Source organism: Micromonospora orduensis (genome assembly GCF_006228125.1).
Classification (GTDB): domain Bacteria; phylum Actinomycetota; class Actinomycetes; order Mycobacteriales; family Micromonosporaceae; genus Micromonospora; species Micromonospora orduensis.
The window spans coordinates 1-1649 of sequence record NZ_VDFY01000018.1 but is presented as its reverse complement, the minus strand read 5'-3'; the positions used below and the strand labels follow the sequence as shown (position 1 = coordinate 1649).

Here is a 1649-nt window from a genome sequence, read left to right as displayed (position 1 = left end):
CTTGGCGAACTACCCCACCCGCCTCAGCGACGCCGCAGGCCCCCACGCCGACCGCTTCGACCTACTCGACCGACTGCTCGCCAAGGAACGACCCACCGAACCCCATTACCACCTCGCGTTCCTGGCCGTACAACCCACAGCCAGACGCTCCGGACGCGGCACAGCCTTGCTCAACCACCACCGCAGCCGACTCGACCACGTGAACCTCCTGTCCTGGACCAGCACCACCACCGATGCCCAGAACATGCACATCCGCCACGGCTACACACCACAACCGACCATCAGCCTGCCCGAAGGCCCAACCCTGAGCACCATGCGCCGAAACCCGCTCCATCACACCCCTGGCCAACCAAAGCCAGTGCCACCACAGGACAACGAACCCGCGCCGTTCCATCGAGTTCCCTGAGCAAGCGATCCGCAGGCCAACCGTCGACAGAAAGGACGACGGCTCCCCCACCTCCCATCGTGAGCCGCCAGCCCAGTGCTTTGGTGGGAACCAGCGCTGGCTCCCGCAGCCGCATCGGCCGATCGGGGACTCGCGATCGCCGCGCCTTGTCAGCTGCGGCCCGCCTGGTTGAGATAGTCGGCGGCGTGGTCACCATCGCTGCGGTGTGCGGCTGTCTGGCATGCCGCCCCGCGGATCAGCGAGCCCTACACCGCCGCCTGCAAACAGATCACGGGGCCACTACGTGCACCACCGGCCGATCCTGATCGAGGCCATGCAGGACGGCACCGCCATCACCTACACACGCGCGGCGCTGCACGAGACCGGCTACCGGGTCGACATGGAATTCTGGGGCGGTGAGGCCAAGTCCTGCTGGCCGCCGAATCCGTCTCAGCCGGGCACGTAGCAGTGGGGAGACCAGATGCGTTGCGACTGGACTGCCCTGCCGGAGAGTGTCACGGCAGGGATCGCCGAACGGGTCGGCGGAACCTTTGACGTCACCTCGGCTTCCAGTGGCGACCACGCTGAGATCGCCTCGACGGTGACCGGACCCGCCGGGCAGGTCTTCGTCAAGGCGGCCTCCGGCGAGTTGAGCGTTCGGTCGCTGCGCTACGAACTCGCGGCCACCCGAGCCATCGACCGGCACCCGCCCGCGGTCCTGTGGCAGTTCGAATCCGATGGCTGGCTGGTGGTGGGGACCGAACATCTTGCCGGTCCCCACCCCGACCTGTCACCCGGCAGTAGGGACCTCGATCTGCTCCTCGCCGCGTTGAAAGCACTTCAAGAGACGCCTGCGCCTGGCGAGATGTGGTTCACCCCGGCAGCCCGGCTCGGGTTCGCGCACCCGGCGATGAATGGCGAGACACTTATCCACTCCGATCTCAACCCGGCCAACTTGATCGTGACGCCACTCGGCCTACGGATCGTCGATTGGGCGTGGGCCGCCAAGGCCGCCGCATGGGTCGAACTCGCGCTGCTCGTCCAGTGGCTGATCGGTAGCGGCCACAGCGCGGAACAGGCAGAAGAGTGGCTGACCCAGTTTCCCGCATGGACGGCGACTGACCGTCAGGTCCTAGATGTTCTGTGCATAGACGTTGGTGACGGGTCGGATCTTGAACGGGTGAGGACCTCCGGGGTAGGTGTGGAGCTACCAGACAGCCGCACCTGACCCGTGGAGGTCCTCATGGTCCACCGTAACGCCCCC

3 protein-coding genes are annotated in these 1649 nt (G+C 66.5%); all 3 read left to right on the top strand.

From position 1 onward, the window contains the following. A partial coding sequence (locus tag FHG89_RS00120; protein WP_167517308.1) for a GNAT family N-acetyltransferase occupies window positions 1–406 on the top strand: 406 nt, incomplete at its 5' end. A gap of 283 nt (window positions 407–689) precedes the next feature. Further along, window positions 690–851: a hypothetical protein gene (locus FHG89_RS00115; RefSeq protein WP_244295031.1), complete on the top strand. Its 162-nt coding sequence runs from the start codon at window positions 690–692 to the stop codon at window positions 849–851. Between the two features lie 15 nt (window positions 852–866). Then, window positions 867–1613: an aminoglycoside phosphotransferase gene (locus FHG89_RS00110; protein ID WP_244295029.1), complete on the top strand. Its 747-nt coding sequence runs from the start codon at window positions 867–869 to the stop codon at window positions 1611–1613. Window positions 1614–1649 lie beyond the last annotated feature (36 nt).

What these genes read in the sequence shown, in the direction of transcription:
- FHG89_RS00110 (WP_244295029.1), top strand. Translation starts at nt 867, where the DNA reads ATGCGTTGCGACTGGACTGCCCTGCCGGAGAGTGTCACGGCAGGGATC.